Consider the following 26644-nt stretch of genomic DNA (forward strand, 5'->3'; position numbering starts at 1 on the left):
GGATGATCGAAGTTCGATCCACTGACGAATTCCGAAAATGGCTCAGAGGGCTCACGGACATTCGCGCCGTAAAGAAGATCACCCAACGGATTGTCCGCGTTCAGGCTGGGCTGTTGGGAGACGCCAAGTTCTTCGATGGCATAGGAGAATTGCGCGTAGATTACGGTCCGGGATACCACTTCGTCCGGCGCGGCAACACGGTCATTATCCTGCTCTGCGGCGGTGACAAAGGCTCGCAGGACAGGGACATCGGAAAAGCCAGGAAAATGGCAAAGGAAGTTTGATATGACCCTCAGAACCACACCATTCGACGCCGCCGAATATCTTGATGATGCTGAGTCTCAAGCCGAACTGCTCGCTGATGCGTTCGAGACCGGGGACGCGACTTATATTGCGCACGCCCTCGGCATTGTCGCGCGCGCCCGCGGCATGACAAGCATAGCGAAGGACGCCGGCGTGACCCGAGAGGCACTCTACAAGGCGCTGAGCGAAAAGGGCGATCCGCGCCTCAGTACATTGCTGGGCGTAACCAAGGCGCTTGGCCTGCAATTGTCCGCAAAGCCAGTTAATCCCGTTTAGGCAACCTTAGCAGGACTTACGCACTCAGCTGAAACGGGAAGTTCCGCTTCAACTCGACTAGTCCTGCTCCGGCCCATTCCACTCGATATCGCGCGTCGACGCAGCCTGAAGGCTGATGCGCTGGCGCAGTGCTGTGCCGGCGATCTCGGCCAGCGTGCGCCACTGCGCCCGCTTCGGCGCGGGGTCGCCCGGCCAGTCGAGCAGCTCATCGGCATCGTGCATCGCCTGGCGAAAGCTGCCGAGACCACCGGAGCGCAGTGCCGCCGGCATCCCGTAGATCCACATCGCAAGCCTCACCGTCTGCGGCGCCGTCACGTCGGGCTTCACCTCGGCGCCATCCTCCAGGACCGCGTCGGCGAAGCGCCGCGGATCGCGAAAGAAGTGCAGGCCGCTCACGGCGCGCGGATTGCACTCCAGTGGCAGCACCGTGCCGTTATTCTCGCGCATCAGGTCGAAGGAGATCTGGCCGGTCCAGCCGGCGCCGGCGACGAAGGTTTCGACGAAGCGCCGGGCAGCCGCATCCCCGACTGGCTCGAAACAGATGCCGGCGCCCATGCCGGCGCGATAGAGCGAACTGTAGAGCGCCAGCGCTTTGAGTTCACCCTCGACCGCCACCGCATAGGCGCTGATCTCTTCACCTGCGATGTAGCGCTGCGCCACCCAAGGAGCGGCGGGCGAGGGGCGGACGGCGTCGAGTTCGTCCGGCGATGGCCGCAGCAGTACGTCACGGGCAAAACGTGACCACACAGGTTTGAACACCAATTCGCGCGATTGGCCACGAACGCCGTCGAGATCGGCCTCGCTTTGCAGCAGCATCGTTTCCGGCACGTCGAGCCCAAGGCTCTGCGCCAGCCGGATGAAGGCATGCTTGTCGTGAACGCGGGCGAGCATCGCCATCTCGGGTGCGAAGAGGCGGGCCGGCATGGCGCGGTGCTGCCAGAGACGACCGAGATAAAAGACTTCCTCGCAGGTCGGGATAACGAGTTCGATGCCTTCCGCGCGGACAAGCGCTTCCACCGCCTTGGCATAGGCGTCGGCGGCAAAGCGCGGCGGCGGCAGGCGATGGTAGGCGGCGCAGGCCGTGCTCGCTGCGGCGATCGGCCGGGCCGGGCTGTCGGCCAGGATCACCCGGCGACCGGCGCCATGCAGCAGCCGCGCCAGGTGCAGCGCCACCGGCGCGCGGGCACCGGTGATCAGCACGGTGCTATTGGGCATGAGCCACCGGCATCGGTTGGAAAAGACGAGTCGATGCTTCTGCGGAAGGCTTCATTCGCCATAAGTGCCACATGGCTTGCGTGCCGCCAACGGACTCCACAAAGGTGGCTCCGCTGCGTCAGCCATCGCTTTTTGGCCTTCAGGGCGTTATTGGCAATCTGTCGAACACCCGGATCTCCTCAATGCGCTTTCTGTTTGTCCTGATACTGCTTGCCGGCGCCGCCATTGGCTTCGTCTATCCCTGGGCCATGAGCAATTTCTCCGGCCACGAGATCGGCGCCTGGCGCGTCTACGACCAGGGCCGGTTTAGGCCTGTGACGGTGACGCTGAAAGCTGGCGACGCGCCGGTCAGAGTGCTGGTCGACCTGACGGCAAAGGCCGAGCGCATTGTCTCGCAGCAGCGCACCGTGCTGACGCTGACTGCCGCCACAGCCGGGCGCACGGTGCTTGCCTCGACGCTGCAATTCAACCACGCCGACAATCCGCGGCAGGTCAGCCCGCAACTGCCCGACAAGATCTTTCGCGACGAGGCCGGCGTGATCGAAACCGTCAGTCCCGGCGCCTATCTCTTCACCGCCGGCCCGGGCGACGCCGACGATATCCCGATACGCGCAATGGATCTGATACTGCGCTCCGGCGCCGGTGAGATCGATCAACGCGCACGGCCGGTTGGCTATGGGCTGATGGCCGTCGGCCTGATCGGCTTCCTGCTTACTCTGGCTTTCGGCGGTCGCCGGCCGGAGAACCCGAACTCGAAGCCGCCACCGCCGCGTTGGGGCAGAGGCTCCTCGACATGAGCGCAGCATGAACTACCGTCACGCCTATCACGCCGGCAATTTCGCCGACGTCGTCAAGCATGTCGTGCTCAGCCTTCTGCTCGACTATCTGAAGCAGAAGGACAAGGCGTTCCGTGTCGTCGACACTCATGCCGGCATTGGCCGCTACGATCTTTCGTCGGCGGAAGCGCAAAAGACCGGCGAATGGCAAGGCGGCATCGGCCGCCTCATCCACGCCCCGATCGAAAAATCGGCGGCTGCGCTGCTTGCCCCCTATCTTGAAGCGGTGCGTTCGCTCAATCCCGATGGCGGGGTGAAGAAATATCCGGGCTCGCCATTGATCGCCAGGCACCTCATGCGAAAGCAGGACCGGTTGTCGGCGATCGAACTGCACGGCGCAGATGCCGCCAGGCTGAAGACGCTGTTTGCCGGCGATTTCCAGACAAGGGTGATCGAACTCGACGGCTGGCTGGCGCTTGGCGCGCATCTGCCGCCAAAGGAAAAGCGCGGCCTGGTGCTGATCGATCCGCCGTTCGAGGAAGCCGGCGAATTCGACCGCCTGGTCGACGGCATGCAGAAAGCGCACAGGCGCTGGCCGGGTGGCATCTACGCGCTGTGGTATCCGATCAAGGATCGCAAAGCGATCATCGCCTTCCGCAAGGCGCTCAAGCAATCCGGCGTCCCAAAGTTGCTCGACATCGAGTTCGAGATCCGGCCGGCATCGCGTGAACCAAGCCTCGACGGCAGCGGCATGGTGGTGGTCAACCCGCCCTTCACGCTGGAGCGCGAACTGCGCATCGTGCTGCCGGTCCTGCACAGATTGCTGGCGGTCGAAAAGCCGGCGCACTGGTCGCTGGAATGGCTGGCCGGGGAGTAGCGACGCTTCGCAGCGGGCGACGCCCGCGGCAAAGACACAAAGTCGCTAGAGGTTTTGACGGTGGCGCCATCCGCGAATGCTCAGCTGTGTTCAACGAACCGAAACCATGGAGATGCACATCTAATCGGCTCGGCGTTGACGCTAATCCCAGAATCAGATAGATAGATATCTAATTATTAGATTTCGAATCGAATGCCAAGATCGACAGAAGAGGAACTGGTCAACGCGATAGGCTTCGCGATATCGCGCTGGCAGGATGCCGTCGAAACGTTCGATGGGACCGTCGCCGAAATCTATGTGCTGAGCGCTGCCGAGCGCCGCTGTCTCGGTGCGATCAATCACGGCCGGCGGGGCCGGCAAACCTCGTAGCGAGGGAGACAAATCTCACGCCGGCGGCGGTCACGACGTTGATCGACCGGCTGGAAAAGCGCGGCTTCGTCAGCCGTCAGCCGGATCCCGATGACAGGCGCAAGGTCATGGTCGCGGCGGGCAAGAAGACCGAGGAACTCGTCCGGCGCTGCTACCATCCGATCCTCGAGGCGGGCGCCGCATTGCTGGAGAATATTCGGCGGCCGAGATGCAGTTTTTGCTCGGCTTATCAAGAGGTCGAAGCGATGCAGAAGGCGCAGACCGAGAGGGTGCGCGGCAAACCAAAACCGGTGCGTTGAGAGAAGGCATCGGAGGATGGTCCGGCGAAACGCCGGTCCGGTTTCAAGTGTGTACTGTCAAGGAGACCCTATGCCCCGCATGATCTTCGTCAACCTGCCCGTCGCCGATCTCGCTGCGTCGATGGCATTCTACAAAGCCCTCGGCTTCGACAACAACCCGCACTTCACCGACGACACCGCAGCCTGCATGGTGCTGAGCGAAATGATCAACGTCATGCTGCTCACCCATGCCAAATGGCGTCAGTTCACCGATCGCCCCATCCCACCGGCCACCTCGAGCGAGGTCATGCTTGCCGTGTCCTGCGACAGCCGCGCGGCGGTCGATGCGATGAACGAGGCGGCGGCGAAAAATGGCGGCGCCGCCGACATCAACGCCCAACAGGATTATGGCTTCATGTACAATCGCAGCCTGGCCGATCCTGACGGCCACGTCTGGGAAGCGATGTGGATGGACCCGGCCGCCATACCGCAGGGCGACGCCAAGCAAGGCTGAACCGGGTTTCGGCGGCCCGCCGGCCATGGGCAGGCCGCTTTTCCTAATGGGCAAGGCGAGCTTTTTCGAAGGTCAGGACGTGGTTTCGCAGCTTCGCACCGGCAAAACCGGTTGCGGAGCGGGAAACCATCGTCAGGGCGACCGCTTGACCGCGCGCCGCCGAATCCGCAAAGTGGGCGCAGTCGACCTTTGAGAGGCTGCCATGACTCGCTTTGCCAAATCCGCTCTTGCTGCCCTGATTTCGCTTTGCACGCCGCTGGCCGCATCCCTTGGCCAGCCAGCACAGGCCGCCGACCTTTCCGTCTATTCCGACGAGGACAGCGGCGTTTGCGGCGAGGCATGGGTGCTAAGCAAGATCTCCAGCCGCTTCTCCTACCAGGTGCATCACGTGCCGCATCTGCCGGATGTTTCGATCACCGATTTCCAACGCATCCACCAGCATCGCTATCTCCCGGCCAGCGAAGAATGGCCGATCGGCCGCCGCTATTGCGGCGCCACCGTCAGCCTTTCCGATGGCCGCGCCCGCACCATTTGGTACTTGATCGAGGAAGGCCAGGGTTTTGCCTCGATCGGCGACAATGTCGAATTCTGCGTCTCGGGCTTCGACCGCTGGATGGTCTACAACGGCCGCTGCCGCGTCCTGCGCTAAGGTCGGATAAGAACCGCCGTTGAACCTGCTATCTCCCCGCAAGGGGGAGATCTGATGTCGCTCCGGTTTCGCCAATCTCCGAACTGCTGCCGCTGCCTCACATCGCCTTCCCACCAGATACGTAAGCGCAGATCAGCTCGACCAACTGCTTCTGCAGTTCCGGCAAGTCGAGCATGTCTCGCCGCGCGGCATTGTGGATGACGCCCTCGACCGCTGAGGACAGCACCCGGGCCACGGTCTCATTGTCCTTTCTGCGCCTGCGATATTGCGCCACCGCCGCCGTGTAGTGATCAAGATAGCGCGACTGGAACGAGGCATGGGCGGCGCGTGAGCCGCGATCGCCCGGCGCCTCGTCGAGCAGCACCTGATGCAGCGTCGGATGGATGCTGTGCGCATCGATCATGCCGCGCACCAGCTCCTGCGCGAATCGCTTGAGCGGCTTGTCGCCTTCTGCTGATTCGGCGATCACCGACAGCACCTGATCGAAATGTCGCCGGCGAATTGCTTCGACCAGCGACAGCTTGTCGGGAAAATATTGATAGAGCGAGCCGATGCTGACGCCGGCCGCATCGGCCACCTTGTTGGTGGTGAAGCCGGCCCAGCCGAGCGCGCTCAGAACATGAGCACCGGCTTCGATGATCGCCTCGACCGTCGCTCTCGAACGCGCCTGGCGCGGCTGCTTGCGCATGCGTGAGCGCGGCTTTGCAATGCGAGTAGACATGTCTGCTCCAGCAGCCAAGAATATAGATAATATACTCACATTTTTTGCAAAGGATACAGACCATGGACGCGCTGGATTTGCTCCGCAGCCTCTTCGTTTATCAAGCCTGGGCGAATGGTGAATTGCTGCAGAAGCTTGCGGGCCTCGACCAGCAGGAGCATGTCGATCAGCGCCACACGGCGACCCGTCTCATCAACCACAACCTTGTCGTATCGAAGATATTCGCCGCGCATCTTTCCGGCACGCGTCATGGCTATGCGTCCGACAACACCGAGGACACACCGGCACTCGATGAATTGAGCGCTGATGTCGCTGCGGTGGATCGTTGGTATCTCGACTATATCGAAGCCGTCTCGCCAAAGCTCATGTCAGAGCCTGTGCCTTTCACCTTCACCGACGGCGACAGGGCGATGATGTCACGCCAGGAAATGCTGACACATGTCGTCACGCATGGCGGCTATCACCGCGGCGAGATCGGGCGGATCCTGATGCAGATCGGCATTGCGCCGCCGTGGGATACGTTTGCCGTCCACCTCCACCACGCCGAGCCTTCGCGCCGGCTGCAGGTGCGCGAACGGGTTGGCGCTTAGGGGCCCGCACCCGTTGGCTTCCAAGGGACCGCGGCTTCCCGGGAGGAGGATTCCCCGATCTTTCGTTTCCCATTTCCGTTGGGCATCTCTTGCGCCGAAGCTGGCGATCTCCCTTCTCGTCTGGGAAACGTCCAACACAACAGGCTGTCCCTTCAAGTACTGTCTTTCCTGGCTTCCATCCAACCACTTTCGATATACGAGTAAAAAGCTCGCGTTCAGTTTAGTGCTGTTCCTGCAACCGTGGGGATGAAGCAAGATCAGCCTCTGCGGTGCGATGATTGTTGCCATCCAATAGGCCGCCGATGACCGCGTGAGATCGACGGCGTTGCAAGAGAATGTGAGCTTGACGAGAAGAACGTGTGAGTCGCGATATCAGAGATTTCTCTCGCAACAGTTCGCTGCGAAGCGGGAAGATTTCTTGCCGATTTCTGTGCCGATCATTGCGATCATGCTCTCAGCGTAACCGAAACTTAATCTGCGAAATTCTATGTAATGCTTCGCTGGCTAGATACGCACGAGTCAGATATGCATTAGCTCGCCGGGTCACTCACGGCCATCGGCACAAACGCAAGGGGCATCGCATGGCAAAGACCACGACGAAGGCGCCGGCGGCGAAAGCGCCGGCAAAGAAAGCGGCACCGAAAGCTGCCGCGAAACCTGCAGCAGTAAAGAAGGCAGCACCGAAGGCAGCGGCAAAGCCGGCCGCCAAGGCAGCGGCAAAGCCGGCAGCTAAGGCAGTTGCAAAACCCGCCGCCAAGGCAGCAGCGAAACCCGCCGCCAAGAAGCCGGCCGCCAAGGCTGTGGCGAAGCCTGCTGCGAAGGCAGCAGCCAAGCCCGCCGCCAAGAAGCCGGCAGCCAAGACAGCGGCAAAACCCGCCGCCAAGGCTCCGATGAAGGCCGCCGCCGCCAAGTCGACGGCAGCTGTGAAGAAGGCTGCACCGGCCAAAAAGCCAGCCGCCAAGAAGAAGTAACAGCGGACCATCTCAAAGCTCCCGGGAACTTTGCCGACTGGCAGATTCCCGGGAGCTTTTTTGTTGTGATTTAGGTCTTGTTTTGATGCATGTCGTTCTCTCGAAATTGACGCCACTTCTGTGAGACATGCATTGGCGATTTCATTGTCGGCGGATTGGCCGCCTGGTTTTGCCCTTCTGGCAGTTGCTCCCTCAGGGAAGATCGGCCAACACTAAGGCGGTCGCATCCGATGGGGTTCAGGCGACGCGCTCTAGACCTTTGTTTTACGCGCGTCGTTCTCAAGACCGGAGCCGCATTGTTGAGCGACATGCACTGGCCGTCCGAAAACAGGGAACCGATCATGCCGAAGCTGCTCTACGCGTCCTCATCCCCCTACAGTTCCAAGGTGCGCATGGCAGCACTCCATGCCGGCATTGCCGTCGAACTGGTGCCGGTCAAGACCGAGGACAAGCCTGCTGAACTGATGTCAGCCAATCCTCTCGGCAAGATTCCGGTGCTGGTGCTCGACGACGGCCGCTCGATCCACGACAGCCGCGCCATCACCCAGCATCTCAACCGCGCTTCGAAGAGCCTGTTGTTGCCGCGCAATGCCGACAAGCGCCTCGAGGCCGAAGTGCTGGAGGCGCTGGCCGACGGCATATGCGACTGCGCGCTGTCGATGGTCTATGAGCGGCGCACGCGTCCGGAGGAGATGGTCTATCAACCCTGGCTCGATCGCCAGTGGACCAAGATCACCGCCGCACTCGATTTCCTCAACGCCAATCCGCCGAAGCTGCCGAAGAAGATCACGCTTGGCCAGCTGGCGTTGCGTGCCTGCCTCGGCTACCTCTCTCTGCGCTTCGCCGGCAAATGGGAAAAGGGCCGCGGCCGCCTGACCCGCTGGGCAGCGCGTTTCGATGAGAAGTTTCCGGGGCTGAAGGTGGCTGTGCCGGCCTGACGGGCGAAACAAAAAAAGCCGGGCGCGAGGCCCGGCTTTCTTGTGTCGTGGCTTGAACGACAGTTAGAACTTCATACCGACGCCGAAGGTGACGCGGTTGTCGCTCTCTTTGACCTTGGTGCCGACACTGTCGAAGCTCTTGGAACCGAAGTCGGTGTAGCGGTACTCGACACGGCCGAACACATTGTCGGTGATCTTGATGTCGGTGCCGACGCCGGCCGTCCAACCGAGCATGGTGTTGCTGTCGCTGTCGCCGGGGACCGAGACCTTCTGGTTCTTCAGGGCGCCGCCGCCGGTGCCGTAGAGCAGGATTTCCGGGGTCACGGCGTAACCCAGACGGGCGCGCAGCGAGCCTTCGAAGCCGCCCTTGGAATTGACGCCGCCGCTGTCACCCTTGACGCCGTTGTAGCCGAGATCGGCTTCAGCACCGTACACGAAGTTTTCCTGCTGCCACTGGTAGCCGCCGAAAACGCCGCCGACAAAGCCCTTGGTCTTGATGTCGGGGCCGCCGTCCTGGACTTTGGCATGACCGCTGAAGCCGTAGCCGGCGCTGAGACCGGCATACGGGCCGGCCCAGGAAGCGACGGGGAGCTCGGCGATCGGGGCTGGCGCCGGGGGCTCTTCCGAGACGACATCGGCAGCAAAAGCGGTACCGCTGAGGGCGAAGAGCCCGAGCGCAACCGCGAGCGGCGCGAATTTGAGATTGGTTTGCATTGTTGTTTACTCCTTAAGCCACAAGACACGTAGGCTTGTTTGTCCTGAGCGCCATCAACCCGTCCGGGGGGTGAAACGGATCTGGCACTCAACGGTTCCGAATGTCGTGTCAAAATGCGGCGGCAGCGAACCTGAAAATGGGTCATTCCCCGGCACGAATGAGGCCGAAGCTTGACGTTGCATCTTCGCAACAGCGAAATGTCAGTACGCAGGCGATGCTGCACTGCACTCGGCTTGGTGCAACGGGTTCAGCGTCCTATATTGCGGTCCTGCCGACCCGAATCCGGGGCGGTGCCGGCGGCGAAAAAGCCGTTTCGCCACATTCCTGCCCCAGGTGGAAACGGCATTTAACCCCTGGACGCGTCACAATGTGCCGCTAGCCGAATTGAGGCGCAGATTGAGGATTGACAGATGATCGAAGCCGCCGGAACGGCGCTGGTGACGGGCGGGGGGAAGCGGATCGGCAAGGCGATCGTCGAGGATCTGGCCGCGCACGGTTTTGCCGTCGCCATCCACGCCAACCGCTCGACCGCCGAGGCCGACGCGCTGGCTGCGAGCATCAGGGACGGAGGCGCCCGCGCCGGCGTGGTAGCCGCCGATCTGACCGACATGGATGCGGTTGGCGATCTCGTCGGCCGCGCCGCGGCAGCGCTCGGCCCGGTCACGCTACTTGTCAACAATGCGTCGCTGTTCGTCGACGATAGCGTCGAGGACTTCGACTGGGCGGCATGGGACCTTCACTTCGCCATCCATGTGAAGACGCCGGCGCTGTTGGCGCAAAACTTCGCCCGCGCCTTGCCGCCAGGGCAGGAGGGGCTGATCGTCAACATCATCGACCAGCGCGTCTGGCGGCCGACGCCGCGCTATTTCTCTTATGCGCTGTCGAAGTCGGCCTTGTGGACGCAGACCGAAATGCTGGCACAGGCGCTCGGTCCGCGCATCCGCGTCAACGCCATCGGTCCCGGTCCAACGCTGAAGAATGCGCGCCAGGAAGATGATGATTTCCAGAAGCAGGTCGATGGCCTGATTCTGAAGCGCGGCCCGCAATTGGCCGAATTCGGCGCCACCATTCGCTATCTCTGGGATGCGCGCTCGGTGACCGGCCAGATGATCGCGCTTGACGGCGGCCAGCATCTTGCATGGCAGACGCCGGATGTGACAGGCATGGTGGAATGAGTCCCGCAGACCAGAAACACAAGACGCGCGCCGGCGCCGCCGACGATATGCCGCCCGACATCGACCTTGAGGATGAAGCGGTCGAGGAGATCGTCGAGCCCGAGGCCACCGGGCCCGATGTCGCCTTCACAGCGATAGACTGGGCGCCGCATGCCGGCGACGCCGACGGCATGGTCGGCGCCGAGGTCATCCAGACATTGGTCAAGCGGCTGCCCAATGCGCCCGGCGTCTACCGCATGATGAACGCTGCCGGCGACGTGCTTTATGTCGGCAAGGCGCGCAGCCTGAAGAAGCGGGTGACCAACTACGCGCAAGGCCGGTTCCACACCGCCCGCATCGGCCGCATGGTGCGCGAGACATCGACGATGGAGTTCGTCGTCACCCGCACCGAAATCGAAGCGCTGCTGCTCGAGGCCAATCTCATCAAGCGCTTGCGGCCGCGTTTCAATGTGCTGATGCGGGACGACAAGTCGTTCCCTTACATCCTGTTGACCGGCGATCACGTCTCGCCCGGCATCTACAAGCATCGCGGTGCGCGCTCGCGCAAGGGGGACTATTTCGGACCTTTTGCGTCGGCCGGCGCGGTCGGGCGCACCATCAATTCGCTGCAGCGCGCCTTCCTGCTCAGGAGCTGCACCAACTCCTTCTACGAAAACCGCACCCGGCCGTGCCTGCTCTACCAGATCAAGCGCTGTGCCGGTCCCTGCACCGGCGAAATCTCGCATGGCGACTATGCCGAGCTGGTCAGCGAGGCGAAGGATTTTCTGTCCGGCCGCAGCCAGAAGGTGAAGACCGAAATCTCTGCCGCCATGCAGCAGGCCTCGCAGGAGCTCGATTTCGAGCGCGCCGCCATTTATCGCGACCGGTTGGCTGCACTGTCCCATGTGCAGAGCCATCAGGGCATCAACCCGGCCACGGTCGACGAGGCCGATGTCTTTGCCATCCATCAGGAGGGCGGCCAGGTCTGTATCCAGGTGTTTTTCTTCCGCACCGGCCAGAACTGGGGCAACCGCGCCTATTTCCCCAAGGCCGATCCGGCACTGGAGGGGGCGGAAGTGCTGGGCTCGTTCCTGGCGCAGTTCTATGACGACAAGCCGACGCCACGGAACATTCTGCTGTCGCGAGGCGTCCAGGATCAGGAACTGCTGGCCGAAGCGCTGTCCACCCGGGCCGGCCGTAAAGTGTCGATCTCGGTGCCGCAGCGCGGCGAGAAGAAGGATTTGACGGACAACGCGCTGCAGAATGCGCGCGAGGCGCTCGGCCGCCGGCTGGCCGAAACCTCCACGCAAGGCCGGCTGCTCGCCGGCTTTGCCGAGACCTTCGGCCTGCCGAAGCCACCGGTGCGCATCGAGGTCTACGACAATTCGCACATTATGGGCACCAACGCCGTTGGCGCCATGGTCGTCGCCGGGCCGGAAGGGTTTGTGAAGAACCAGTACCGCAAATTCAACATCCGCTCGACCGAGATCACGCCCGGTGACGATTTCGGCATGATGCGCGAGGTGATGGAACGGCGCTTTTCGCGGCTGCTGAAGGAACATGGCGATGTCGTTCCCGACGACGCGGCAGCCGGTGGAGCAGGCGACGACATCGAGGAAGACATCTCCGGCAGCTTCCCGGCCTGGCCGGACGTCATCCTGATCGATGGCGGCCAGGGCCAGATGAGCGCGGTGCGCAAGATCCTCGCCGACCTCGGCATCGAGGATCGCGTGGCGGCCATCGGCATCGCCAAGGGCCAAGACCGCGATGCCGGCCGCGAGCGTTTTTTCGTCAGAGGCAGGGACTCGTTTTCACTCCCCGTGCGGGATCCCGTGCTCTATTTCGTCCAGCGGCTGCGCGACGAGGTCCATCGCTTCGCCATCGGTTCGCACCGCGCGCGGCGCAAGAAGGAATTGGTCAAGAGCCCGCTCGACGAGATCGCCGGCATCGGTCCCGGTCGCAAGCGCGCGCTGCTGCTGGCCTTCGGCACTGCCAAGGCGGTCAGCCGCGCGGCAGTCGAGGATCTGGTCAAGGTCGACGGTATTTCAGAGCAGGTCGCCAAGCTCGTCTACAATCATTTCCATGAGAGCTGAGCGCCGGTGACGCCGCTGTCCCGATCAAATGGCAGCAGCCGTTCTTTTCTCGCAGGCCACGCGAATCCCGGCAATCGCGCGCTATTTTCGTCTGGCCAATCGAATCTCGCCTGTTGACCCCCTACATCCGGTTCTGATTTGAGTACGCAGGCAGAAAGAGTCCCTGAGATATGGCCAAGCGCGCGTTCAACCTTCCCAACATGCTTACCTACGCCCGCATCGTCGCGGTGCCGCTGGTGGTGCTGTGCTTTTTTCTCGAGGGGCATCTGAAATCGAGCGACTTCGCCCGCTGGTCGGCGTTGATCATCTTCCTGCTGGCTTCGATCACCGACTATCTCGACGGCTATCTGGCGCGCGCCTGGCAGCAGACGTCCAACATCGGCAAGATGCTGGACCCGATCGCCGACAAACTGCTGGTCGCCACCTGCCTGCTGCTGCTCGCCGCCGACACCGACCGCCATGCCGGCATCGCAGGCTGGTCGCTGTGGGCGGCAATCATCATCCTGTGCCGCGAAATCCTGGTTTCGGGGCTGCGCGAATATTTGGCGGCATTGAAAGTCTCGGTGCCGGTGACGCAGCTGGCCAAATGGAAGACCGCCATCCAGATGGTCGCCATCGCCTTCCTGCTGGCTGGGCCTGCCGGCGACAAGATCTTCCCGCTGACCACGCAGACCGGACTGGTGCTGCTGTGGATCGCAGCCCTCGTCACGCTCTACACCGGCTACGACTATTTCCGCGCCGGCCTCAAGCACATCATGGACGAGTGAGATGATCACCCGGCTCATTTATTTCGCCTGGGTGCGCGAACGGATCGGCAAGCCGGAAGAGGATGTCGAACTGCCCGCCGGTATCGAGACGGTGGCCGACCTCCTGCGCTGGCTGAAATCGCGTGGCGAGGAATATGAGCACGCGCTGCAATATCCTGATGTGATCCGCGTCGCCATCAACCAGGAACATGTCGAGCATCGCGAGAAGATAGCCGGCGCGCGCGAGATCGCGCTGTTTCCGCCGATGACCGGGGGCTGACACCATGTCCGGCGCGCCGACGGTGCGCATCCAGCGCGACGATTTCGACGTTGCCGCCGAGATCGCGAAACTGACCGGGGGTCGCGCCGACATCGGCGCCGTAGTGTCCTTCTCAGGACTTTGCCGCGACGAGCAGGGCCAGCTGTCGGCGCTGGAACTCGAGCACTATCCAGGCATGGCCGAGGCCGAAATCAGCCGGATCGCCGGCGAGGCGCTTCAGCGCTGGCCGTTGCAAGGCCTGACCGTCATCCACCGCCACGGCAAGATCGCACCGGGCGAAAACATCGTGCTGGTGGTGGCGGCGTCGTCACACCGGCAGGCGGCGTTCGAGGCGGCGAATTTCCTGATGGATTTCCTGAAATCGCGTGCGCCTTTCTGGAAGAAGGAGCACCGCGTGGACGGCAGCGATGGCGGCTGGGTCGAGGCCAAGGACGCCGACGACCAGGCTGCGGCGCGCTGGAAGGCGCGGCCCGAATAAATCTCGGCGCAGCCATGTATTGACCGCATTCCCTTGGCCAAATCGCATCGGCAAAAAGGGAGCAAGGGCATGCTGGACAGGATCGCCGAATTCTTCGTCTTCGGTTTTGTGCCGCTGGTTATCGGCGTTCTGGCCGTTCCCGAGCCTTCCGTCGCCGCCGAGAAAACCCTGAAGGGCGAGGTGATGTATCGCGAGCGCATCGCGCTGCCGCCCAACGCCGTGCTGTCGATTCAACTTGCCGATGTATCGCTGGCCGATGCGCCGGCCGCCATTGTCGGCGAGCGCAAGGTAGCGCCGGCCGGCCAGGTGCCGATCAAGTTCGAAATCAGCTTCGATCCAACGGTGATCCGGCCCAACATGACCTATGCGCTGCAGGCGCGCATCACCGCCGACGACAAGCTGCTGTTCGTTACGGACTCGCGCTATCAGGTCGATCCGCTCAGCGACGCGCCGCAGCCCATTGTGCTGAAAATGGTGGCGCCGAGCGACAAGCCGACCTCGGCCTCGCTGTTCGGCCAGAGCTGGCTGGTCGAGTATATCGACGGTATCGGCGTGATTTCGGAGCCGCAGGCGACGTTCCGGGTCAGCGAAGCCGGCAAGGCCGGCGGCAGCGGCCCGTGCAACGCCTATTTCGCCACCGCCAAGGTCGATGGCGAGACCATCGTCATCAGCGACATCGGCTCGACCTACAAGGCCTGCGCGCCGGAGATCATGGCCGAGGAAAAGGCGCTGTTCGAGGCGCTCGCCAAGGCGGCGTCATACCGTGTCGATGGCGGCAAGCTGATCATCGCCGACAAGGACGGCCGTGACATTTTGCGATTTAACGCAGCGAGTTGATCACGGGCAGCAACGAAAAAGGCCGGCAATGAGCCGGCCTTGCCGATTCAAAGCTGATGGTCGGCTCAGCCGACGATCTCGGTGTCGGAGAACCAGTACTTGATCTCCTGCGCGGCGGTTTCCGGCGCGTCGGAGCCGTGCACGGAATTCTCGCCGATTGACAGCGCGTGCACCTTGCGGATGGTGCCTTCGGCGGCGTTGGCGGGGTTGGTCGCGCCCATCACTTCGCGGTTGCGGGCAATGGCGTTTTCGCCTTCCAGCACCTGCACGATGGTCGGCGCCGACGACATGAATTCCACCAGTTCGCCGAAGAACGGACGATCCTTGTGGACGGCGTAAAAGCCTTCGGCCTCGCGGCGGCTCATCCACACGCGACGCGAGGCAATGACGCGCAGGCCGGCCTCTTCCAGCATCCTGGTGATGGCGCCGGTAAGATTGCGCCGGGTCGCGTCCGGCTTGATCATGGAAAAGGTGCGTTCGAGCGCCATGGGGTCGTCCTTGTCTTGAGATGGAAAGTCTTGAGATCGGAATGTGGAGTGGCGGGCTCTATACAAGCCGCCCGGCCCATTGCCAAGGGGAGGCGCCCCGGCAGCGTTATTCGACCGCGACCGCCCGCATGGCTGTTCGCAACGCTCTGGTCAAAGGCAAGGCTTTGCGGGAAAATGGCGATTGCGCAGGCACGCACGGTTTCGAAGGGAAATCAGCGGAACGGAAAGACATCGGACCATGTTTGACGGGACGCGCTGGCCCTACCACCACCTCAGGCCGGGCGACATAAAAGGGAGCCTATTGACTATCGGCATTTTTGCTGCCGTGGGCCTTGTTCTGCTGCTCTTTTTGGGTCGCCGCACAAATACGAACTTCGGCTTCGGCCCCGAATGGCAATGCACCCCGATGCCGAAGGGCGACCCGATCTGCGTCAAGCTGGTCGGCAAAGACGGCGCGAAGTGACGTCAGTCTCACTACCGCCTGATAACAACGGGCGGCCGCCGGCGCTCCCAGCCCTCGCGCTCCAGCGTCGGCATCTCATGCTCCTCGCTGGGATAGCCGAGGCAAAAATAGCCGATCAGCGTCCATTCGGGCGGCGTGTCGAGAATCTCGGCCATCTCGGCCGCATCGAGGATCGACACCCAACCCATGCCGATGCCTTCCGCCCGCGCCGCCAACCACAGCGTGTGCACCGCCATGACGGCCGAATAGTCGATGGTTGCCGGCATCGTCATGCGGCCGAGCCCATGGCCTTGTTGCGTTGTCCTATCGGCGAAAACCGCGAACTGGCAGGGCGCTTCATTGAGACCGGCGAGCTTCAGCCGGGCATAGAGCGCGGCGCGCTCGCCTGAAAAGCATTCAAGGGCTTCGGCATTGCAGCGCTCGAAAGAGCCTCTCACGGCAGTGCGCCGCTCGGCGCTGTCGACCACCACGAAGCGCCACGGCTGGCTGAGACCGACGGAGGGCGCGATGCAGGCAAGCTCCAGCAGCCGCTCCAGCGTACCCTCTGGCAAAGCAGTCCGCTCGAAGCGCCGCACATCCCGGCGCCAGCGCAGCAGCGCGACCAGCCCGGAGCGAAAATCGTCGGTGAAATGGGGGGGTGGTGGCATGGCGATCAGGAGACTTGTGTGGGGAATAGGCAGTCGGCAGTAGGCAGTAGGCAGTAGGCAGTAGGCAGTACAGCGCTCAGACCCTAATGCCTACTGCCTATTCCCTAAGCTGCTGCCGCCGCCTCCTTCCAGCAATGCCGGTTGAACGGACGGGTCGCGTCGTGTCCGACGAGTTCATAGAACAGAATGGTCATTGGCGGCTGCGTCCTCGCGGTCTAATTAGGCGTCTGCGGCTGAAGCGGAACTCGTCGGCGGGAAAAAAGATGAAACAGCATTTCATGATGTTCGCGGCCTACAATCAATGGGCCAATGGCCGCATCTACGATGCCGTGACCGAGCTCGACGAGGAAGAGTTCAACCGCAATGTCGGTGCCTTCTTCGGCTCCATGATGGGCACGCTCAATCATCTGCTCGCCACCGACCGCATCTGGATGAAACGCTTCACCGGCGAGGGTGACGCGCCGACGAAGCTCGACGCCATCCTGCACCGCGCGTTGCCTGGCTTGAAGCTGGCGCGTGAGGCCGAGGACAGGCGGATCGTCGACTGGGTCGGCGGTTTGACCGAAAAGGCTTTGTCCGGCCGCTTCTCCTACATGACCGTTTCCGACATGCGCACCGTCTCGCAGCGGCTGGCGCCGGCGCTGGGCCACGTCTTCAATCACCAGACCCATCACCGCGGCCAGGCGCACGCCATCCTGACCATTCTCGGCCGGCCTTCGGTGCAGCTCGACCTGGCGTTTTTCCAACGCACCGACGAAGGCCGCGCCTACGCCTGATTTCTTGACCGCGGTTTGCGTTTGAAGACGCCGGAGGCGACATCCCTCGGTGCTTTGTGCCATCTGCGACCTGGCCGCCGATACCAGTGAACCGCCTCTGGACGCGACGGACAGCGCCAAAGCCTCAACCTCCAGCCTGAATCCCAAGCCGGGTTTTTGAAGCCCGTGGTTTGCACGACGCTGCCCGGTGGCTTGTGCCGCCCTTTGGCGCCGCCCCTTGCTCGGCGGGCCGCTACAACTGCTCCATTTTTCAGTAGCGTTTCTATTTAATAAATTCAACAAAGTTTAAATATTGAAGCAAAAACATATTTTTTTTTAGAAACCGAGTACACTGATTGAGAACTACAACGGCCTATGTCGAAAAAAATAAAGAAACTATAAGGAAGACTCGTGCGTAGCTGTGAGTGCATAAGCATATGTCTGCTTTGGTTTGCTGGCATGTTGCAATGCACAAAGCAGAACGGCAACAAGGAGAGTGTCATGGTTAATATCACTCGGAAAATCGCTAGAACACTGGCGGCGGGTGCAATTATCGTTATTTTTGCCGCTCCCGCGAATGCAGGCGGCGGAATTGGCGTCGGTGTCGGCGCATCTATCGGTGGTTCTGGCGGTATCAATGCTGGTGTTGGCGCTTCGATCGGCGGCAGCGGCGGGGTCAAGGCCGGTGCCGGCGCCTCGGTTGGCGGCAGCGGCGGTATCAAGGCGGGTGCTGGCGCAACGGTCGGCGGCAATAGCGGCGTTACTGCGGGCCTCGGCGCCTCAGTCGGCGGTAGCAGCGGCATCAAGGCCGGCGCTGGCGCGACGGTCGGCGGAGCCGGTGGCATCAAGGCCGGTGTTGGGGCCACGGTCGGCGGCAGCGGAGGTATCAATGCCGGTGTCGGCGTCAACGTCGGCAGCGGCATCAACGTCGGTGTCGGCGTCGGCATTGGCGGAACGCCGGGCACGCCCGGTACCCCCGGCACTCCAGGAACTCCTGGAACACCAGGCACCCCTGGGACACCCGGTGTCGTCGCCAGCATGTCGAACAGCCAGCTGACACGTATGAAGAAGCGCTGCGTCGATGTGCTCGCCAGCGAGGGCACCTACGACAGCGATCTGCGGCAGCTATGCCTTATGATCTCGCGTCGCTGAGACAGGTTTCGCCGGGAGTGTCGAGCCAGCCGTGAGGCTTTACGGCACTCTCCTACCGCATGGCCCAGACTTCCCGAGGGACATGCGCTGACGAGAAGCCTCCGGCAGTCGGAAAGCCCGCCGCGCAAGTGGCGGGCTTTTTGTCGCCACTCACAAGGCAACCGATCGCGCCTTTCGATTGCCGGAGCGTTTTATCGTTTAACGGAAACGGTGAAACGCGCTATCCCTTTGTCTTGGTAATTCTCAGGGAAAGCGCCCACGCGCTTCTCCCGGGAAAGCTGCTCACACTTTCCTGGAATTGTTCTGGTTAACCACATTCGAATTGCAGGTAAGATTTTAGGGTTTCATTTGTGTTCCCGCTGCAAAATGGCGAACACAGTGGGAGAAATGGCATGCGGGTCGATCTTTCGCCCACGAGCTTGGGCAGGGTCATAGCAGTCACGGTTGTCGGCACGGCGATCTGTATCGCGGCGGCCTTCCTTGTCGATTCCTACAATTTTCCGTCGCTGTCGCCCGAAGCGTTGCGCTGGGCGCAGCTCACCGACCTGTTGCTGCCGCTCGTGCTGGGTGGATCGTTCTTCTCTTTCCTGATGTACAAGATGCGCCAGCTGGCGATCGCCCAGAAGAATCTGAGCATCGTCGCGGCGACCGACAGCCTGACCGCGGTGTTCAACCGCGGCGCGTTTTCAATGCTGGTCGAGGCCTATCTCGAACAGGCGCGCAGCCAGGCCGTCGTCGATGCCGGCGCCCTGCTGATCGTCGACGCCGATCATTTCAAGACCATCAACGATCGATTGGGCCACGATTGCGGCGATCAGGCGCTCAAGCTGATCGCGCAGACGATCAAGGCCCAGCTGCGCGGCGCCGACATCGTCGGACGCATCGGCGGCGAGGAGTTCGCCATCTTCCTGCCCGGCGCCGACCCGTCGCAGTCTTGGCTGGTTGCCGAGGGGATCCGGCGGCGCATCCGCGAGGTCGAGTTTGCCCCGGATGGGCGGCCCTGTCCGCTCTCGGTAAGCATAGGCGGCGTCGCCTTCAGCGGACCCACCACCTATGCCGACATGTTCCTGACGGCCGACCGGCACCTCTACAAGGCCAAGTCCAACGGCCGCGACCAGGTCAGTTTCGAAACGACCGGGCCGCGCGGCCTGCTCGCCGGTGATCCGACGTTGCATTGAGGGTGAGCCTGCATGGCGTGCGTGGTGTTACAGGAACACCGATCTGACATAGCGTAGCGGTGCCGTCAGCTTCCACGATGTTGAGTGCAGCAACGCTTCGTTCCTCGCCGCAAGTAGCTGGATCTGCCAGTTTGCCGCTTCGATCTGTTGGTTCACGGCGTCGATTTGATGCCTCAGCGCAGCGGCCTTACTGTTCAAATGCAACCCGCCCCGGTCCACAGCAATTTCGCGCAGTTCCGCTTCCGCCTGCTTGAACAGATCGACATCGGAGACTTCCAGAACCGGAGCGGTCTTCGTCAGGCTGATATAGAACTCGTGCAGGTGCAACTGGCTCGGCTCGTTTTTGTGGAACGCAATCTCGCCAGATTTGATGTATCCGAGGGAGCGAAGTTTCTTGACCAGAAATCGGAACGACGCCGGCGTGAACTGCCACGCGTGAGCATCATAATAGGCCCTGTCGACCTGCACGGCTTCGGCCATGTTTTTTGCCTCTTCGCCGCTTTGCAGCAAGGCGACGTCATCAAAGGTCGGCTCGAGCCAGACGACCTGTTGGGCCTTGGTGCAGAAATACGAAACCTGGTCGAACAGGATTCCCGGCGTGTGGCGCTTGCGCTGTTCGGCATAGGCCTGCAACGCCTGCCCCACAGTGGACAGCGGCCGCAACGCGTCAAAGCAAAAGCGCTTGTCGGGCACGGCCAGCACCAGCCGGCCCGCTGGCTTCAGAAGGACCTCGCAGTCCTGGATGAAACGAACAATATCGGTGACATGTTCGATCACATGTGAAGCAAAGATGAAGTCGTAGCGTTGCTCCTGGCCGATGGTCTCGAGCAGGCTGCGACCGTCCGAAACGTAGTCGACCTCTTCGATCTGTGATGCGTTGTCGCGATATTTCTCGCGCAAAGCCGTGGCATTGGCATGATCGACGATCTCGACGTTGAAACCACGGCATTTCGGCAACAGCGGATTGTAGCTCGGTCCGACTTCCAGGCCGAAGCCTTTGGGATCAAACATTGAAAACAAAAGTTCAGTCCTGTTCAGCATGACCCACTCCGACCGCCGGCTTCAATGTGAGTAGTTGAGATTGTAGATCGTGGCCGGGTCGGCGGCCCAGTCGGCGGTTGGAGGTCCGACCTTCCTGGCAAGGCAAGCCGACAAAAGGAATGTGGGGTGTTCGTCAAAGGTCTGTAGCGGCCCGCTCTCCATGTTTGCCGGCACGATCGCCGCCTCCAGGGCATAGCCGGCGTCGAGCACTTCGAAGCCTGTAAATTTGTTGAAGATCGACGACCATGATTCCTTGGAGAACCGGAAGAAATCCCAGGGCACCTCATGCAGGGGCCAGGCTGGATGCGACTGGATGAAGGCCAGGCCGCCGACGTTCAGCACCCGGTTGAGCGCGTGCGCTGCGACCCATGGCATCATCAGATGCTCGAAGACCGATATGGAAAAGGCAAAGTCGAACGTCTCGGTCACGCCTTCCATGGTGTGGGCGTCGGTGACGAAATCGACATTCGGCCCGGCCGAGACGTCGATGCCGAAATATCTGCAGTCGGGAAAGAAGTGCCGGTAGGTGTTGCCGGAACGGGCCCGTGAGCCGATCTCTATCAGCGGCGCGCCTGGCCTGTCGGCCACCGCCTTGCAGAATCTGGCGTGAATTGACGTCGACGTCTCCGCGTGTTTGGGCGAGCGCCTCAGCCGGTTGCCATTGTCGAACCCAACGGAGACATTCTGGTTGGCAATGTTTCTGTCGACCAGGGGAGCGGCGACCCGAAAGCCATCATGGGCCGTTGTTGCCAGGCCTGGGCGGGCAAAGCGCACGCAGACCTGGTTGGGAACCGGCTTGCCATCGTAGAGGATTACCGGGTCGGCGCCCGTGGTCCATCCGGTGGCAATCAGTATACCGTCGAGGAGGGAAAGCCGGTCGACGCAGTCTTCGGTGACTGGCCTCAGGGGTGTCGCCGGGCTGTGGACTGTAGGACGCGGTTTCAGGAACTGGAACATTCGTATCTCACTGCGCGGGGACGGAACTGGCGGCGATTTCAGCAGGTTCGCGATCTGCAGACTGGAAGAAGCGATGAAGCCTGGTCCGGGTCCACAAGGAAAGGTCTGTTTCCAGCAGCCGGTATGTTACGGCTGATATGGCGGCGATCGTCAGAAGGAACGCGCACGCCAACATGAGTATCTGCAGAGTACCCTCTACCGGTGGCGCGTAAACGGCGAAGGGGACAACAACCAGCCATTGCGAGATATACAGCGAGAAAGATGCGTTCCCAACGCTAACCAATGAGTTGGGGACCCATACCGGAGCGCGCTTCTCCATCAGCGCAACGGACATGACGATGCCGCCAAACGCTGCTGCCCAGACGAGACCATGATTGAATTCGCGGATGCTGAAAAATAGTAAATACCCAGTCAGCACGGCAAACGCCGCCAGAAGGCATGCCGCCAGCGGACGTGGCGGGCCGCGCCACTTGGAGCGATAGACAAGACCGGCGAGAACTCCGGCGATGAAGCAACCGCACACCGGGTTCGTCGCCAGCGCGACATAACCCCATAGACCGTCCGTTCGGGCCGATTGGCCGCCAAGCAGCAGAAAGGTCCCCATCGTCCCGAGTAGCAGCGGATAACGCCAGCGACCGAACAGCAGGCTGAAGGCGAAAAGCGCGTAGAAGAAGACCTCGAAAGTAAGCGACCAACCCGGGGCATTGATAGGCGGATTGTTCCATGCCGGCTGAAATGTCAGATCGTTCATCAGCCGTGCTGCCACATCTTGAGGTGCAACTGTCCCTATTATGCAGAAAGCAATCGCCATAGCGACGCTGGTGGCTGCATAGACCGGCCATATCCGCGCGAAGCGGTTGATCAAAAACAGCTTGAAAGCCCGTGGGCCGGTATGATTGCCGGTGCTGACCACCATGATGAAACCGCTTACGACGAAAAATAAATCCACTCCCGAATAGCCGAGCCTGAAGAACCACAGGTTGTGCGGCGCGTGGCAGAACAATACCAGCATTGCCGCCAAGGCCCGAAGACCCTGAATAGACCTTACCCGCTCCCGCATTCCCCACGCCCCCGTGCGTGCTCTATGTTGCTGTTTGAATGACTGCCATGTTGGTGATGATGGTGCCGCGCTGAAACAGGTGAATCGGGATCATCGGCTAGCGCAGCGACCGGGTGAAGAACACGCGCAAGCCGTGGCCGGCCTGGGCCAGCCTGATCGCCGTAAGGATGACGATTTTGGAATTGGTGTTCACAACCAGACGCTCGAGCCAGACCTTTGCTTTGAAACGCCAAGGTATCGATTTGTTGCTGAACACCGCTCGCCCATAGCCGTTGAAGATGGAGACCAACTCTTTCCTGTGTTCGGGAAGATGGTTGTCCTCCTGGACAGCCCACCGGATCGCGTCCTGGACGAATTGCGAATGGAAGCGGGGGATAAGCAAATCTCGAAAATAATAACGTACCATTTTTCGGTCGTCGGGAAACATTTCCTGGAGTTTCTTGAAGTAACGAAACCGGCTGCGCGACATCATCACGGTGTAGGACGTGCTGTTGGGGCGAATGCACCAGACGGTCACTGGCTCATCGACGAAGTAATTGCTGTATCCGCTGCGGAAAATGCGCAGGAAAAGATCGTCGTCCTCATAGCCTATGAACTGAGGGTCGAAACCGCCGACGGCTTCATAGGCGGTTCGCGAGATCAGCGACGCGGAGGGCAGGACGTGCATGTCGAAGCCCACCATCTGCTCAATGTCGCGCTTCGGGTGAGCGCTGTGGCGCTTGACGGTTGCCGTGCGCAGGACATTGCCGGCTCCGTCCGCCTCCATGAGGTCGCCATAGACCCAGCCCAGATGCGGATCGTCAGACGGAATGGCGCGCACCAGCGCCTCGACGTGGGTGTCGCGATAGAAATCATCCTGATCGAGAAAACTGATGTAGTTCGACGTCGACGCGCGAACGCCGGTGTTTCTGGCCGATCCCTGCCCGCCATTGGGCTGGTCGATCACTTTGAAATGCAGCCGTCTGGCAAGCTTGTGCAGAAATGCCGCTTCGGTGGCCGTCGAACCGTCATTGACGACGATGAATTCATCAGGCCGAAGCGTCTGGTTGAGGACGCTTCTGACGGACCTCTCGATGAACGCCGACCCGTTGTAATAGGGGATGACGACCACCACCGTGGGGGCTTTTTTCGAGGCGAGCTTCGAAAATTTGGGGGATACGTGCATCATAGGAACACCGACCTAATATAGCGTAGCGGGGCTGTTACCTTCCACGATGTCGAATGCAGCAAGGCATCGTTCCTGACCGTCAGCAGCTGGATCTGCCGGTTCGCATTTTCGATCTGCTGGCGCGCTGCCTGGGCGTCGCGCTCGAGCGCCTCGACCTGGCTTCTCGTCACCATCTCTTGAGGGCTTACGAAGAGACCGCGAAGTTCCTGCTCCGCCTGCTTGATGAGGTCAACGTCTGAGGTCGTCAGGACAGGCGCACTCTTGGAAAGGGTGATGTAAAACTCGTGCAGGTTCGGTTTCCCTGCAGGGTTGGTGTGAAATTCCATCTCGCCCGACTTAATGTAGCCGAGAGAGCGAAGTTTCTTGACCAGATAGCGAAACGAAGTCGGCGTGAACTGCCAGCCGTGAGCGTCCTGGTAGTTCGGATTTTTCTGTGACTTGTCGAAGTGGTCCTTTGCTGTCTCTTCACTCAGCATCAGGGCGACATCGTCGAGAGTCGGTTCGATCCAGACAGTCTGCTGCGCCTTACAGCAGGCATAGAAGGCTTGGTCGAAGAGAACCGCCGGTGAGTGGCGCTTGCGCTCCTCGAAATAGGACTGCAGCGCCTGCCCGACCGTAGACAACGGCCGCAAGGCGTCGAAGCAGAACCGCTTGTCGGGGACGGCCAGCACCAGCCGTCCATCCGGCTTCAGCAAGGTTTCACAATCCTGGATGAAGCGGACAATATCGGTCACATGTTCGATGACGTGCGAAGCATAGATGAAGTCGTAGCGCTTCTTCTTGCCAATGGTCTCGAGGATGCTGCGTCCGTCCGAAACGTAGTCAACCTCTTCTATCTGCGATGCGTTATCTTTGTACTTCTCGCGCAAGGTGGCGGCGTCGGCATGGTCGATCGTTTCGACGTTGAAGCCACGAGACTTCGGCAACAGCGGATTGTAGCTCGGGCCGACTTCGAGGCCGAAGCCGCTGGCATCGAACATCGACAACAGCAGCTTGGTCCTTTCCGGCATAACCCATTCCGGTCGGGGCGCGGGCTTGGATGGTTCCGACACCACGCCATTCGAAGCTGCCGCGTCGCTTTTCGGGTTCGCCGCAGCTTCGCTGCCATGCGCGGGGTAGGCTTGGCTGTGTTTGATGGACTGGCTTTTCTGCAGTGGCCAGGCGACGGCGCCTCCCGGAAGATCGAACGTCTTGCGGGCCAGCACGAAGGATGAGGCCATACCGTCGAATAGGGGAAACTGATGCATGGCGCCTTCGCGGAAATCCGGATGCACATACATCCTGAGCGGCGTGCACATGCCGACCTTGAGGATCTCGAAACCCATCTCCGGCGAAAACAGGACCTTCAGCGCTTCATCCGAAGCGCGCCAGAAATCGTTTGGCGTTTCATGTATGGGGAAGGCCTGCGGCAAGGAATGCAGCGTCAGCCCGCCGACCTTGAGGACCTTGTTGATCTCGGCCGCCAGCAGCCACGGGCATGCCAGATGCTCCATGACCGCAAACGACATAATTCCATCGATGGAACCGGGCTCAAAATGGTCGCCGAGGAAATGCGCGTCCGCCACCACGTCGACACCTGGCGCTGCGTGGATGTCCACGCCGATAAACTTGCATTCCGGCTTGAACAGTGGCGCCTGCAGCGACGATGCGGGTCCGACGACGCGGGCGCCGATTTCCACGACGGTTCCATTGACCCTCTTCATCTCGTTGATGAAGTCGGCCATGCCGTTGTCGACGGTGGGCAGCGGCGCGTTAAGGGGGTGTTCTGCGGGCAGCGCCGTGATGTCGACCTCGGTCCAGCCCGCAGGCGTCTCGGCTACCAGCCTGACCGGACGAAACGGACTGCACGCCAGATAGACGGCAAACCCGCATTTGGTGGAAGGAAGATGCGGATAGAAGTTCAGCACGTCCGGCCGGTCCTCAAACTCCGTGACCTGCGCCTGAAAATCGCCGCTGCAAAGCGACATCGCCGTGATCGGCTGCTCATGTGCATGCGCCCAACCCTTCAGGAACACGCCATGCCTGTCGCACCACATGTAGTCGATCAGGTGGACGAATTTTCCTCGGGCGAGCGTGCCGCGATGCGGTGCTTCGGCAAACAAAGCACTGGCGTTGGTTGCCGAGGAATCACCTCTAGGCGGAAAAAGCCGACCCAGTCGTTCGGCCGTTGTGAACAGAGAGCCAAAATTGGCCTTATTCCAAAGCTGACCTGACCTAAACGTCAATACACCTCGTGTATTCTGCAAGATTCCACCATTCCCTGCGAGGATATACTTGGGATTTCCGTTATTAGTGTTTTCAGCGCACAGATCGCTTGATCGTCCTCCCGATCCCAAGGCACGTTAGCCCTCAAAGCTTGACCGCACAATATGCTCCATGGAGTTATGTACATCATGGATTGACCTACGTGGGGGGAGAGTTTCGTAAAGCAAAAATTGGAAATTGTGCCCAGTTTTTGGTGCAGCGGCGGCCAACATATTTGTTTCCATGTTGCCGGTAAAAACTATCGCTTCTGAGATCGACTTCTCGATAACCGCGATAATGTACAAAAACTTTGGAAAACATCGTTATACAGATGAAATATCGATTTTCGGGGCATCAGCCGCCGTCAGCAATCCGTTCATCTCTTAGCATTAATCTCTGGCGAGCTGATCTTCGGCCCCAACGAGGGCAGGGTGCCTCAAGGCGGTGCCGGTCATAGGAGATGGATTGGCTGGCAGCGCACCGCGTCCATCCTGTCGACCAGATCCTGACCAAATCGGCGTCGTTCCTGCGGTCTTCGCGCTAGATTTTCGAGCCCCGCCATACTGGTCTTCACAGTGATCTATCAATGGCAGGCGCTGTTCATCCATTCGACACGCGTATCAGGGTCGGACCGTTGAAATGGCTGCTGGCGTCACCGCAATTTCATCACTGGCATCATGCCAATGAGCGCGAAGCCTGGGACAAGAATTT

The 26644-nt window shown here is 61.1% G+C and carries 31 protein-coding genes; 21 read left to right on the forward strand and 10 right to left on the reverse strand.

Annotated elements, in window-relative coordinates; genetic code table 11:
* Positions 1–2 precede the first annotated feature (2 nt).
* Together ACYG9Z_RS22745 and ACYG9Z_RS22750 are read left to right on the forward strand one after the other, a co-directional pair.
* Positions 3–284 (forward strand): type II toxin-antitoxin system RelE/ParE family toxin, encoded by a 282-nt coding sequence (locus ACYG9Z_RS22745; RefSeq protein WP_023733871.1) that lies wholly within the window; start codon positions 3–5, stop codon positions 282–284.
* Position 285: 1 nt separating this feature from the next.
* Complete coding sequence (locus ACYG9Z_RS22750) at positions 286–579, forward strand: addiction module antidote protein (RefSeq protein ID WP_023672747.1); 294 nt, start codon at positions 286–288, stop codon at positions 577–579.
* Positions 580–636: 57 nt separating this feature from the next.
* Here ACYG9Z_RS22750 and ACYG9Z_RS22755 read toward each other — a convergent pair whose 3' ends face one another.
* Entirely contained in the window at positions 637–1794 is a 1158-nt protein-coding gene (locus ACYG9Z_RS22755) for an ATP-grasp domain-containing protein (protein ID WP_031244168.1), read from the reverse strand.
* A 182-nt stretch (positions 1795–1976) separates the two neighbouring features.
* Between ACYG9Z_RS22755 and ACYG9Z_RS22760 the strand changes: the two genes are divergently transcribed.
* The 6 genes from ACYG9Z_RS22760 (at position 1977) to ACYG9Z_RS22785 (ending at position 5257) form a co-directional block, all read left to right on the forward strand.
* Positions 1977–2591 (forward strand): hypothetical protein, encoded by a 615-nt coding sequence (locus tag ACYG9Z_RS22760; protein ID WP_023752532.1) that lies wholly within the window; start codon positions 1977–1979, stop codon positions 2589–2591.
* A 7-nt stretch (positions 2592–2598) separates the two neighbouring features.
* Positions 2599–3447, forward strand: coding sequence for a 23S rRNA (adenine(2030)-N(6))-methyltransferase RlmJ (locus ACYG9Z_RS22765; protein WP_023684716.1), 849 nt, complete (start codon positions 2599–2601; stop codon positions 3445–3447).
* A gap of 192 nt (positions 3448–3639) precedes the next feature.
* Positions 3640–3816 (forward strand): hypothetical protein, encoded by a 177-nt coding sequence (locus ACYG9Z_RS22770; protein ID WP_023733874.1) that lies wholly within the window; start codon positions 3640–3642, stop codon positions 3814–3816.
* Positions 3768–4115: a MarR family transcriptional regulator gene (locus ACYG9Z_RS22775; protein ID WP_084023740.1), complete on the forward strand. Its 348-nt coding sequence runs from the start codon at positions 3768–3770 to the stop codon at positions 4113–4115. The genes ACYG9Z_RS22770 and ACYG9Z_RS22775 overlap by 49 nt, the downstream gene beginning before the upstream one ends.
* A 70-nt stretch (positions 4116–4185) precedes the next feature.
* Positions 4186–4608 (forward strand): VOC family protein, encoded by a 423-nt coding sequence (locus ACYG9Z_RS22780; RefSeq protein WP_023747899.1) that lies wholly within the window; start codon positions 4186–4188, stop codon positions 4606–4608.
* Positions 4609–4810: 202 nt separating this feature from the next.
* The gene (locus ACYG9Z_RS22785) at positions 4811–5257 is read left to right on the forward strand and encodes a hypothetical protein (protein WP_023747898.1); all 447 of its coding nucleotides are present in this window, start codon (positions 4811–4813) and stop codon (positions 5255–5257) included.
* A 97-nt stretch (positions 5258–5354) separates the two neighbouring features.
* On the opposite strand, the gene ACYG9Z_RS22790 is transcribed toward ACYG9Z_RS22785, so the two are convergent.
* Positions 5355–5978: a TetR family transcriptional regulator gene (locus tag ACYG9Z_RS22790; RefSeq protein WP_031244169.1), complete on the reverse strand. Its 624-nt coding sequence runs from the start codon at positions 5976–5978 to the stop codon at positions 5355–5357.
* A gap of 62 nt (positions 5979–6040) precedes the next feature.
* Here ACYG9Z_RS22790 and ACYG9Z_RS22795 point away from each other — a divergent pair, with 62 nt between their 5' ends.
* The 3 genes from ACYG9Z_RS22795 to ACYG9Z_RS22805 all read left to right on the forward strand — a co-directional run bounded on the left by ACYG9Z_RS22795 (position 6041) and on the right by ACYG9Z_RS22805 (position 8477).
* Entirely contained in the window at positions 6041–6568 is a 528-nt protein-coding gene (locus ACYG9Z_RS22795) for a DinB family protein (protein ID WP_023705340.1), read from the forward strand.
* 581 nt (positions 6569–7149) lie between these two features.
* Positions 7150–7539 (forward strand): hypothetical protein, encoded by a 390-nt coding sequence (locus ACYG9Z_RS22800; RefSeq protein ID WP_023742331.1) that lies wholly within the window; start codon positions 7150–7152, stop codon positions 7537–7539.
* 341 nt (positions 7540–7880) lie between these two features.
* Positions 7881–8477, forward strand: coding sequence for a glutathione S-transferase family protein (locus tag ACYG9Z_RS22805; protein ID WP_023689091.1), 597 nt, complete (start codon positions 7881–7883; stop codon positions 8475–8477).
* 63 nt (positions 8478–8540) lie between these two features.
* On the opposite strand, the gene ACYG9Z_RS22810 is transcribed toward ACYG9Z_RS22805, so the two are convergent.
* Positions 8541–9191: an outer membrane protein gene (locus ACYG9Z_RS22810; protein ID WP_023673452.1), complete on the reverse strand. Its 651-nt coding sequence runs from the start codon at positions 9189–9191 to the stop codon at positions 8541–8543.
* A gap of 411 nt (positions 9192–9602) precedes the next feature.
* Between ACYG9Z_RS22810 and ACYG9Z_RS22815 the strand changes: the two genes are divergently transcribed.
* The 6 genes from ACYG9Z_RS22815 (at position 9603) to ACYG9Z_RS22840 (ending at position 14780) form a co-directional block, all read left to right on the forward strand.
* Positions 9603–10367 carry an SDR family oxidoreductase gene (locus ACYG9Z_RS22815; protein ID WP_023738625.1) on the forward strand — a complete coding sequence of 255 codons (765 nt, stop codon included), beginning with the start codon at positions 9603–9605 and terminating at the stop codon, positions 10365–10367.
* Positions 10364–12439, forward strand: coding sequence for an excinuclease ABC subunit UvrC (gene uvrC / locus ACYG9Z_RS22820; protein ID WP_023752534.1), 2076 nt, complete (start codon positions 10364–10366; stop codon positions 12437–12439). Before ACYG9Z_RS22815 ends, uvrC begins: the two co-directional genes overlap by 4 nt.
* Before the next feature lie 170 nt (positions 12440–12609).
* Positions 12610–13206, forward strand: a complete 597-nt coding sequence (pgsA, locus tag ACYG9Z_RS22825) for a CDP-diacylglycerol--glycerol-3-phosphate 3-phosphatidyltransferase (RefSeq protein ID WP_023673449.1) — start codon at positions 12610–12612, stop codon at positions 13204–13206.
* Position 13207: 1 nt separating this feature from the next.
* Positions 13208–13465, forward strand: a complete 258-nt coding sequence (moaD, locus tag ACYG9Z_RS22830) for a molybdopterin converting factor subunit 1 (protein WP_023673448.1) — start codon at positions 13208–13210, stop codon at positions 13463–13465.
* A 4-nt stretch (positions 13466–13469) separates the two neighbouring features.
* Complete coding sequence (locus tag ACYG9Z_RS22835; protein WP_023742333.1) at positions 13470–13943, forward strand: molybdenum cofactor biosynthesis protein MoaE; 474 nt, start codon at positions 13470–13472, stop codon at positions 13941–13943.
* 69 nt (positions 13944–14012) lie between these two features.
* Positions 14013–14780, forward strand: a complete 768-nt coding sequence (locus ACYG9Z_RS22840) for a YbaY family lipoprotein (protein ID WP_023742334.1) — start codon at positions 14013–14015, stop codon at positions 14778–14780.
* Positions 14781–14845: 65 nt separating this feature from the next.
* Here the strand turns inward: ACYG9Z_RS22840 and ndk are convergent, their stop codons facing one another.
* Positions 14846–15268 carry a nucleoside-diphosphate kinase gene (ndk, locus tag ACYG9Z_RS22845; RefSeq protein WP_023701900.1) on the reverse strand — a complete coding sequence of 141 codons (423 nt, stop codon included), beginning with the start codon at positions 15266–15268 and terminating at the stop codon, positions 14846–14848.
* A gap of 238 nt (positions 15269–15506) precedes the next feature.
* Between ndk and ACYG9Z_RS22850 the strand changes: the two genes are divergently transcribed.
* The gene (locus ACYG9Z_RS22850; RefSeq protein WP_156931585.1) at positions 15507–15731 is read left to right on the forward strand and encodes a hypothetical protein; all 225 of its coding nucleotides are present in this window, start codon (positions 15507–15509) and stop codon (positions 15729–15731) included.
* 11 nt (positions 15732–15742) lie between these two features.
* Here ACYG9Z_RS22850 and bluB read toward each other — a convergent pair whose 3' ends face one another.
* Positions 15743–16378 carry a 5,6-dimethylbenzimidazole synthase gene (bluB, locus tag ACYG9Z_RS22855; RefSeq protein WP_023752536.1) on the reverse strand — a complete coding sequence of 212 codons (636 nt, stop codon included), beginning with the start codon at positions 16376–16378 and terminating at the stop codon, positions 15743–15745.
* 263 nt (positions 16379–16641) lie between these two features.
* Here bluB and ACYG9Z_RS22860 point away from each other — a divergent pair, with 263 nt between their 5' ends.
* The 3 genes from ACYG9Z_RS22860 to ACYG9Z_RS22870 all read left to right on the forward strand — a co-directional run bounded on the left by ACYG9Z_RS22860 (position 16642) and on the right by ACYG9Z_RS22870 (position 19463).
* Positions 16642–17154, forward strand: coding sequence for a DinB family protein (locus ACYG9Z_RS22860; protein WP_023752537.1), 513 nt, complete (start codon positions 16642–16644; stop codon positions 17152–17154).
* A 480-nt stretch (positions 17155–17634) separates the two neighbouring features.
* Entirely contained in the window at positions 17635–18285 is a 651-nt protein-coding gene (locus tag ACYG9Z_RS22865; protein WP_023752538.1) for a hypothetical protein, read from the forward strand.
* A 392-nt stretch (positions 18286–18677) separates the two neighbouring features.
* The gene (locus ACYG9Z_RS22870) at positions 18678–19463 is read left to right on the forward strand and encodes a GGDEF domain-containing protein (RefSeq protein ID WP_023711912.1); all 786 of its coding nucleotides are present in this window, start codon (positions 18678–18680) and stop codon (positions 19461–19463) included.
* Positions 19464–19490: 27 nt separating this feature from the next.
* Here the strand turns inward: ACYG9Z_RS22870 and ACYG9Z_RS22875 are convergent, their stop codons facing one another.
* The 5 genes from ACYG9Z_RS22875 to ACYG9Z_RS22895 all read right to left on the reverse strand — a co-directional run bounded on the left by ACYG9Z_RS22875 (position 19491) and on the right by ACYG9Z_RS22895 (position 25935).
* On the reverse strand, positions 19491–20504 hold the full coding sequence (locus ACYG9Z_RS22875) for a class I SAM-dependent methyltransferase (RefSeq protein ID WP_023752539.1): 1014 nt from the start codon (positions 20502–20504) through the stop codon (positions 19491–19493).
* Between the two features lie 21 nt (positions 20505–20525).
* Positions 20526–21461: a class I SAM-dependent methyltransferase gene (locus ACYG9Z_RS22880; RefSeq protein ID WP_050586865.1), complete on the reverse strand. Its 936-nt coding sequence runs from the start codon at positions 21459–21461 to the stop codon at positions 20526–20528.
* A gap of 7 nt (positions 21462–21468) precedes the next feature.
* Positions 21469–22521, reverse strand: a complete 1053-nt coding sequence (locus ACYG9Z_RS22885; protein WP_023715088.1) for an acyltransferase family protein — start codon at positions 22519–22521, stop codon at positions 21469–21471.
* 97 nt (positions 22522–22618) lie between these two features.
* Complete coding sequence (locus ACYG9Z_RS22890) at positions 22619–23689, reverse strand: glycosyltransferase family 2 protein (RefSeq protein WP_023684740.1); 1071 nt, start codon at positions 23687–23689, stop codon at positions 22619–22621.
* A complete protein-coding gene (locus ACYG9Z_RS22895; protein ID WP_156931586.1) occupies positions 23686–25935 on the reverse strand; it encodes a class I SAM-dependent methyltransferase in 2250 nt (749 codons plus the stop codon). Before ACYG9Z_RS22895 ends, ACYG9Z_RS22890 begins: the two co-directional genes overlap by 4 nt.
* Between the last annotated feature and the right edge of the window lie 709 nt (positions 25936–26644).

The organism is Mesorhizobium sp. RSR380A (genome assembly GCF_054719385.1).

Coding starts and splice junctions, on each gene's coding strand:
- ACYG9Z_RS22745 (WP_023733871.1), top strand. CDS start 3: ATGATCGAAGTTCGATCCACTGACGAATTCCGAAAATGGCTCAGAGGG.
- ACYG9Z_RS22750 (WP_023672747.1), top strand. CDS start 286: ATGACCCTCAGAACCACACCATTCGACGCCGCCGAATATCTTGATGAT.
- ACYG9Z_RS22755 (WP_031244168.1), bottom strand. CDS start 1,794: ATGCCCAATAGCACCGTGCTGATCACCGGTGCCCGCGCGCCGGTGGCG.
- ACYG9Z_RS22760 (WP_023752532.1), top strand. CDS start 1,977: ATGCGCTTTCTGTTTGTCCTGATACTGCTTGCCGGCGCCGCCATTGGC.
- ACYG9Z_RS22765 (WP_023684716.1), top strand. CDS start 2,599: ATGAACTACCGTCACGCCTATCACGCCGGCAATTTCGCCGACGTCGTC.
- ACYG9Z_RS22770 (WP_023733874.1), top strand. CDS start 3,640: ATGCCAAGATCGACAGAAGAGGAACTGGTCAACGCGATAGGCTTCGCG.
- ACYG9Z_RS22780 (WP_023747899.1), top strand. CDS start 4,186: ATGCCCCGCATGATCTTCGTCAACCTGCCCGTCGCCGATCTCGCTGCG.
- ACYG9Z_RS22785 (WP_023747898.1), top strand. CDS start 4,811: ATGACTCGCTTTGCCAAATCCGCTCTTGCTGCCCTGATTTCGCTTTGC.
- ACYG9Z_RS22790 (WP_031244169.1), bottom strand. CDS start 5,978: ATGTCTACTCGCATTGCAAAGCCGCGCTCACGCATGCGCAAGCAGCCG.
- ACYG9Z_RS22795 (WP_023705340.1), top strand. CDS start 6,041: ATGGACGCGCTGGATTTGCTCCGCAGCCTCTTCGTTTATCAAGCCTGG.
- ACYG9Z_RS22800 (WP_023742331.1), top strand. CDS start 7,150: ATGGCAAAGACCACGACGAAGGCGCCGGCGGCGAAAGCGCCGGCAAAG.
- ACYG9Z_RS22805 (WP_023689091.1), top strand. CDS start 7,881: ATGCCGAAGCTGCTCTACGCGTCCTCATCCCCCTACAGTTCCAAGGTG.
- ACYG9Z_RS22810 (WP_023673452.1), bottom strand. CDS start 9,191: ATGCAAACCAATCTCAAATTCGCGCCGCTCGCGGTTGCGCTCGGGCTC.
- ACYG9Z_RS22815 (WP_023738625.1), top strand. CDS start 9,603: ATGATCGAAGCCGCCGGAACGGCGCTGGTGACGGGCGGGGGGAAGCGG.
- uvrC (WP_023752534.1), top strand. CDS start 10,364: ATGAGTCCCGCAGACCAGAAACACAAGACGCGCGCCGGCGCCGCCGAC.
- pgsA (WP_023673449.1), top strand. CDS start 12,610: ATGGCCAAGCGCGCGTTCAACCTTCCCAACATGCTTACCTACGCCCGC.
- moaD (WP_023673448.1), top strand. CDS start 13,208: ATGATCACCCGGCTCATTTATTTCGCCTGGGTGCGCGAACGGATCGGC.
- ACYG9Z_RS22835 (WP_023742333.1), top strand. CDS start 13,470: ATGTCCGGCGCGCCGACGGTGCGCATCCAGCGCGACGATTTCGACGTT.
- ACYG9Z_RS22840 (WP_023742334.1), top strand. CDS start 14,013: ATGCTGGACAGGATCGCCGAATTCTTCGTCTTCGGTTTTGTGCCGCTG.
- ndk (WP_023701900.1), bottom strand. CDS start 15,268: ATGGCGCTCGAACGCACCTTTTCCATGATCAAGCCGGACGCGACCCGG.
- ACYG9Z_RS22850 (WP_156931585.1), top strand. CDS start 15,507: ATGTTTGACGGGACGCGCTGGCCCTACCACCACCTCAGGCCGGGCGAC.
- bluB (WP_023752536.1), bottom strand. CDS start 16,378: ATGCCACCACCCCCCCATTTCACCGACGATTTTCGCTCCGGGCTGGTC.
- ACYG9Z_RS22860 (WP_023752537.1), top strand. CDS start 16,642: ATGAAACAGCATTTCATGATGTTCGCGGCCTACAATCAATGGGCCAAT.
- ACYG9Z_RS22865 (WP_023752538.1), top strand. CDS start 17,635: ATGGTTAATATCACTCGGAAAATCGCTAGAACACTGGCGGCGGGTGCA.
- ACYG9Z_RS22870 (WP_023711912.1), top strand. CDS start 18,678: ATGCGGGTCGATCTTTCGCCCACGAGCTTGGGCAGGGTCATAGCAGTC.
- ACYG9Z_RS22875 (WP_023752539.1), bottom strand. CDS start 20,504: ATGCTGAACAGGACTGAACTTTTGTTTTCAATGTTTGATCCCAAAGGC.
- ACYG9Z_RS22880 (WP_050586865.1), bottom strand. CDS start 21,461: ATGTTCCAGTTCCTGAAACCGCGTCCTACAGTCCACAGCCCGGCGACA.
- ACYG9Z_RS22885 (WP_023715088.1), bottom strand. CDS start 22,521: ATGCGGGAGCGGGTAAGGTCTATTCAGGGTCTTCGGGCCTTGGCGGCA.
- ACYG9Z_RS22890 (WP_023684740.1), bottom strand. CDS start 23,689: ATGATGCACGTATCCCCCAAATTTTCGAAGCTCGCCTCGAAAAAAGCC.